Raw genomic sequence first — 6,790 nt, 5'->3', positions numbered from 1 at the left:
CTGTATTTTTCGTTGCAATTCTCTGCACTTTTCTCTTGCAAAATACATCATTAAACTCGAAATCTCAGCTCGTCCCTTTCCAGTCACTTTTAAAGTGTTTAAACACCAAGGCATACAACTTCCTCCTTCGTTCGATTATATATTTTATTCTTACCCTTGAATTTGAGCGTAGCGCTAATCTGATAGCTCAAATTTTATACCAGGTCTTCTATAAACAGATTTAAGACTTATCTCAAAAACTTTTGTTCAGCTTCGCTATAAAACTTTCCTAATAATTCTCTATGTTTGATTAGCTGGTCACGTCTCGCCAACAATTCATTTAATAGTTCATTGTAAAAAATATCTGAACAATCTTTTGAACAGAATCGTGTTCCCAATCCTTCTATCCAAGAAACATAAACATTAAAATACTCATCTGCTTCATTGCTAGATACCTTTTTATCACAGCGGTGACATTTGAAGCTCCAGGCTTTTATTAAATCTTTACGAAAATACTTTTTCTTATATCCTACTTTTAACTCTTCTAAATTTAATTCTATTGCTGTTAACTCTGTCATCATTTGATAATCTAGATCCACCTAATACACCCCTATCTAGTTACTTGATTATATATATACTAACTTCCACCTTCAAAAATATCAATAGTATATATTTTCCCATAATAAAATACATACCATTAGTATATGGTCATAAACCATTTTCTCATCAATCCTAATGGTGAGGTGATTTAATGACAGATTTAGTAACAGTAATAGGGGAGAGGATTCGTAACTTTCGAAAAGAGCGTGGTCTAAGCCAAGAAGAACTAGCATTTCGTGCTTCGTTGCATAGCACATATATTGGACAACTCGAACGTGGGGAAAAGAATGCTACAATTGAAAGCTTTGTCAAAATTTGTACAGCTCTTGATATTTCATTAGCTGAACTGTTTGAAGATAACCCCGATCGTCCGAAAGTTTTTAGCTTCGAATTGGAGAAGATTATATCACTGCTAGAGGATCGATCAAAAAAGGATCAATGCGCGGTTTTGGATATCATAGAATCATTGTTGGCATGGAAGGACAATGAATAACCATTAATTGTTACCGTGGGGGACACTACAGTTGTGTATCAGTGCAATTACGATTTTCCATAACGCACCACACCTCTATGTTTCTTGCCATCGAGAGAATGACACTAGGTTATTTACATTAAAAATTTATTGTTTTTGACGATAAAATTACAGTAGATATCTACGGAAGTATAGTAGATTTCTACTTCATTTTCTACAATATAAAAGCATGCACAACCTATTATAGTTTTAGGCGTACATGCTTTCTCTTTTAAATCACTGCATGATGACGTTCTACTTCAGAACTGTCTACTTTTTTATATGTTCGGTTATTCACTACAGCTATACTATGTAGACTTAATAACTTGTGAAATAATGCATCATGGATGTAGCGCTGTAGTTGTTTTCTCCCCGCCTCCCCATCTAAATGTAACACTTCTCTAAAAGTTGCTTTTCTAATTATTTCTCCTTGTTTTAAAGCACCTAAGTATTCATTTAATTTTTCATACCATTCTGGATAGGTACCAGACATATTCCAATCATTTAATTTACAACCAATAAAATAATCTTGAAGGAGATTTGTAAACGCAACATCTTTTGTTAACATATAAACTTTAGCATATGCCTTAGTTCCATTATTACGAATACTGATTCGCATTATATCTTGAATTGTATCGACTACTTGGTCATTCAATTTTATCGTCTCAATACTAAGATCTTCAAAGCGGCGTACATGCTTTATTGTTATCGCTTTAGTATCTGACCCCTCCCCACAAATCGCTTCATGTTTATTAATATAAAATGGATCTGATTTATGGATGGTACCTACTAATACTAAGGTTGTGCATTGAGAGTATTCGTTAGACCCTTTTACGTTTCCAAAGTGATTAATAAATACTCGTCCTTCTTTTATTTCACGGTTTAATAAGCTTTTAAATCGATCCACGAAACGTTTAAAACATAGTACTAAAACAGTTTCATTCGTTGAAATGATGCTAATATTCCGAGCCAAATCAGTTGAAATTTTAAGGTCTTTCATTAGATTTGATTTACTTGATGACATAGTATAGTCTACAAAAAATGAAAGGTTTTCATATGATTTAATAGGTGGTATATCCAACATTCTATGACTTTGTAACGCTCGATACTCCATATCAAATTTAGCTGTGCCATCCAGTATTACTACATGGTACTCTGAAAAATCATATTGTATAGTCCTATTTGTTACTATGCTTAAATTTCCTTGTTGATTGCGACTGATTCGCCCACCATTTTGAATGACAAATTCAAAATCTTTTAATAGATTTACATTCTCACCTGTATACTTTTTGTACCATGTATCACTATAGGTGAATGTAAAGCTGGGGTTTATCGGTAATAATTCATTTCCATCAGTTTCTGTTAATTGCTCCCTCAACCTTTTCATTAAATGATTTGTCTCCGTCACCTCCTTTGTCCCTATGTCTTGCTGCATACTACGTACATCAAACAAAAATTCATCAAAATTTGCATTATGTACAGTCGTAACTTCAACAATAGGAGGCTTTTCATCAATTATTATAAGTTTGCGCTCATACATATTTCCATCTTCACAACGCCATTCTCTGTATTTATTTAGACCATCCGCTTCCATCTTCAATCTAGTATGAGTCATAATGACAATTGGATAGTTTTTTTGCTCTTGATGTTTCTTATAAATCTTGCAGTCTTCCTTAAAAGGACATGTTCTACATATGCCGTATTGATACTTATCTAACTTCTGCTTACAGTCTTTATAAGTATAGGCACTTTCCATTACATAAGCTGCCGCATGTAGCTTATAAAAGGGAACATCAATAGCTTTGCCATCTATGTCTACAAAAATTGTAAACTCACCTAATTGCTCAAATAAATTTTTAGCTGTTTCTATTCTTTCAACTACAATCACTGTGCCTGATTCTGCTACTGCATGAGTTAACATATACTTTAAATAAGTTATCATGCTTGTGCTCTTCCCCCCGCCAGGTTCTAGTGGAGCTACAGTAATATCATTAGTTTGCAAGGATAACTCATGGATAATATTCGCATAGATATTTAGAGTAGTTTTATCAACGAGTAATTGTTTACTTGCCAATGTTTGTAACACTTCAGATAAAATTCCTTTTACATGACCCTTTACAATTGCTTTAGTTTGCTTTAATGGTACCAATTCAGTAGATCGCATATCATCTAGTGAGATATTTTCATATTTTTCAGCTGGTTTTGCTTCTAATCTTTTACACAATACTTCGAGATCTGACCAACCTTTTTCCTTTGCTATCCAACTTAAAGGTTTACCGTTTCCAATAATGCAATTGTCAGCACTAGAACAATGGCAAATTAGCTTATCATAAAATAAATATCCAGAAGGATTACTATCATTATGAATAGGGCATCTAAATGATACTCTATCTGCTTTTACTGAACCTGTTAACCCTTCTGCATCTAAATAATCGATAAAGCATTCAAGTACTTCTTGAACTTCTTTTGATTGACTATCAAATGACAACGACCCGCTCATTTTAAATTTCTTCTGGGCAGCGGGAAAAGCCTTAGCTAGCTCCTCCTGCGTATATACATTGTCACGATTCCATAGTACGATTTCTTCTTTGCTTACTTCCCCCTTCTCACTGTAATCTTTATAGTTATTTGTTAACGGCAATCGAAAACAATCATTAGGAGAACTCCGTCTTGGGTCCCCTCCAAAAAACTCAATCAATTGTTGTTGTACATTTTTAAATCGAATAACCGATTTTTCTAGCTTTTCATCACTAGAAACATCCCAGAATGCTTCTTTAACTTCATAAAGCAACTTATGTCCAGCCCGTCCACGGTAAACAAGTGTAGGTTGGAGAGGAGCAGATAATATTCTTTTAATCTGCTCTTCCTTAGTCCCTCCTTCACTATCAATATCAACAAAAAAGAAACGTATTCTTTTGATATTCTTCCTACTCATCGCTCCGTTCATGTAAAAACAACATGAACGTCTCTGTTTCTCACACAGTTTTAAAAAATCTGATAACTCATTACGGATATTCCCTCTTTTTAGTACAGGTTTTAAGGAACTTGGAAGTTTTGCTTTTTCCTCTGGTGGCATTTCTTTATCATCAATATACGACTGAATAGGAAACTCATCCGATTCACCCATTAAATAGTCTATTACATCAAGTAGTTGTTTCATTTTCATTTCCCCCTCTTAAAAGAGGACATTTGCCTATATATATAATAAGAGAATGTCCCCTTTTATAACTTCTGTTTGATTTGATGTAAGGTTGAAAAAGCTGTAAAGTAGAATTACTTTTTCAAAAATTGTTAAAAGTACCCACTAAATTTCTTTTCATAGTGTTTGTAGTCTGCTTTAACTCTTTTCAACCTCCACACAGGACATATACGCAAACTATTTAGAGGAGTTAAATATTTTTTTAAAACAATCCATTTCCCAAGAAAATAATTAAACGATAATAAAGTTAAAAATAAAAAAACAGTTACTAACAAATAGACTGTTAACAACTGTTCCTATGTATTTATTCGATCATTACTTAAAAGATTTTAGTGAAAAGAATGCGCGGGTTACAAAATATGTATATTGTCATCTTATACTTACCCAACCGATAATTATGGTGAAGGTTTAACATACTGGATATTATTTGTACTGCTTACTTCTATCTATTCCGAGTAATTATTTTTCTAATCTTTTATTGAGATTCTTGTAAAGTAACCTCCGCAACACCCTTCAGAAAAAATTTCCCAGCGATATTATGAGCCCCCCACAAAACATAACTGAAAAGCCTTTCCCTGTAGGTATAGGGGGGGTAACTAAAAGACTTTAAAAAGAACTGCTATTTTTATTAAATTAATAGTATTTACTATTTGAGTGCATTTCTGTTTATAATGGGGCCTTTGTTAATTAGTGCTGCTTCCTTCCTCATAGTTCAATTTAAACTTCTTCCATAGGTCTAACACATACTCACCAATTAATCACTACTAAAATTATATATATGTTTTAATTTCATTTCTTATTTAACTCTTCTTTTCATCCCTCGTATAAAAGTTACGTAAGGCAATTTAATAGTTGCGGGGAATTGAAAATGAATAGTAAAGGAGAAATACATATGAATGTAGATATTACTAATCGTAATGCAGAGATTGAGAAGCTAATTGTAAATACCATTAACAAAGCATTACAAGCCGTTCATCATCAGTTTATTGAAAGTGGGTGGATGTCACTTAAGGACGGAGCAAAGTACGCTGGTGTCTCATATAACACGTTTATAAAGTTTCGTGTGATGGGATTGAAGGTTTGCGAAGTAGATGGTGTGAAACGGGTGTCACGTAAAGAAATTGATAGCTTTTTAGAACGTCATAGTTTCTAAATGATATAATTTATGAGGATTTTCTTTTAGTTTCATTTATAATGTCACTAGAGGTAAATCCTCTCTTTAATCAATTGCCCCCGCAACTGATTCAGGAGGAATTATCATGGCAAAGAAAAAAGCATCCTCAATTAAAGATTATACGCTCAAAAATGGCGAGAAAAGATACAAGTTCCAAGTGTATTTAGGTGTTGATCCGTTAACTGGCAATCAAATGCGTACAACTAAACGTGGCTTTAAAACAAGAAACGAAGCAAAGTTAGCGTTGGCTCGTATAAGATTAGATGTTGCCAATGGTACGTATCATCAAGAACGTGCCGAAACTTATCAAGAATTATACGATTTATGGATTGTACAGTATGAGAAAACTGTTGAAGAAAGTACATTTGTAAAAACACGTGGTTATTTTAAAAATCACATTCTTCCTTCAATGGGCAGCTATAAAATCGACAAAATTAAAATAGATATTTGTCAAAAACATTTTGATGAATGGGCTTCAAAGCTTTCAAAGGCTAGAACGATTAAATCATATGCAGCTTTAGTTTTAGATTTTGGAATAAAGCGTGGTTATCTTCAAACAAATCCATTTACTCATGTCGAAACAAGAATCAAAACAAAGAAATTGATTGAAGCGGAAGATAAAGATGAAAACTTTTATAATCGTGAGCAATTGATTGATTTCTTGAAATGCTGCCAATTATCTCTACACTATAAATCATTTGCTCTCTTACGTTTACTAGCATTTACTGGTATGCGAAAAAGTGAAGCATTAGCCCTTACATGGAATGATTTCAACATAAAAGAAAATGAGCTTTCAATTTCAAAAGCAATCGGTAGGGGCGAAAGGGGTAGGCTATATTTAAAACCAACGAAAACTGGCTCACCTCGTACAATAAAAGTTGATGAAGACACAATTGCAATCTTAAAAGAGTGGAAGAGAATACAAAAACAAGAATATCTGGTCTTGGGTCACAATACGATGAAACCAAACCAACTAATCTTTAGTAACTCAAAAAACGAACTCATTCAACTCGGTCAAGTCGAAAAATGGATGTATAGTGTAATAAAGAAGCATTCGTTAAAGAAAATTACACCCCACGGACTAAGGCATACACACTGTTCACTTCTATTTGAAGCTGGAGCATCAATTAAAGAAGTACAGGATCGTCTTGGTCATACCGATGTGAAAACAACAATGGATATTTATACGCACGTTTCGAAAAAAGCTCAAGAAGGTGTAATCCAAAAGTTTGTTTCTTTTCTTGAATAATAAATCATTGAATACATTTTGACTACGTTTTTGACTACGTTCGATTGATATTCATTGAATCTATATGAAATAATGCAA

5 protein-coding genes are annotated in these 6,790 nt (G+C 33.3%); 3 read left to right on the top strand and 2 right to left on the bottom strand.

Features of this window, described 5'->3' with window-relative positions; all coding sequences use genetic code 11:
• Positions 1-227: 227 nt before the first annotated feature.
• A complete protein-coding gene (locus CD33_RS09665) occupies positions 228-578 on the bottom strand; it encodes a hypothetical protein (protein WP_036200404.1) in 351 nt (116 codons plus the stop codon).
• 152 nt (positions 579-730) lie between these two features.
• Here CD33_RS09665 and CD33_RS09660 point away from each other — a divergent pair, with 152 nt between their 5' ends.
• Entirely contained in the window at positions 731-1,072 is a 342-nt protein-coding gene (locus CD33_RS09660; protein ID WP_036200403.1) for a helix-turn-helix domain-containing protein, read from the top strand.
• A 250-nt stretch (positions 1,073-1,322) separates the two neighbouring features.
• Here the strand turns inward: CD33_RS09660 and CD33_RS09655 are convergent, their stop codons facing one another.
• Entirely contained in the window at positions 1,323-4,250 is a 2,928-nt protein-coding gene (locus CD33_RS09655) for a hypothetical protein (protein ID WP_036200402.1), read from the bottom strand.
• 931 nt (positions 4,251-5,181) lie between these two features.
• Here CD33_RS09655 and CD33_RS09650 point away from each other — a divergent pair.
• On the top strand, positions 5,182-5,442 hold the full coding sequence (locus CD33_RS09650; RefSeq protein WP_036200401.1) for a helix-turn-helix domain-containing protein: 261 nt from the start codon (positions 5,182-5,184) through the stop codon (positions 5,440-5,442).
• A 106-nt stretch (positions 5,443-5,548) separates the two neighbouring features.
• Positions 5,549-6,712, top strand: a complete 1,164-nt coding sequence (locus tag CD33_RS09645) for a site-specific integrase (protein WP_036200400.1) — start codon at positions 5,549-5,551, stop codon at positions 6,710-6,712.
• Positions 6,713-6,790 lie beyond the last annotated feature (78 nt).

Source organism: Ureibacillus sinduriensis BLB-1 = JCM 15800 (assembly GCF_000772955.1).
Classification (GTDB): domain Bacteria; phylum Bacillota; class Bacilli; order Bacillales_A; family Planococcaceae; genus Ureibacillus; species Ureibacillus sinduriensis.
The sequence above is the reverse complement of the archived record's forward strand: the minus strand, read 5'-3'. Positions and strand labels throughout refer to the sequence as shown.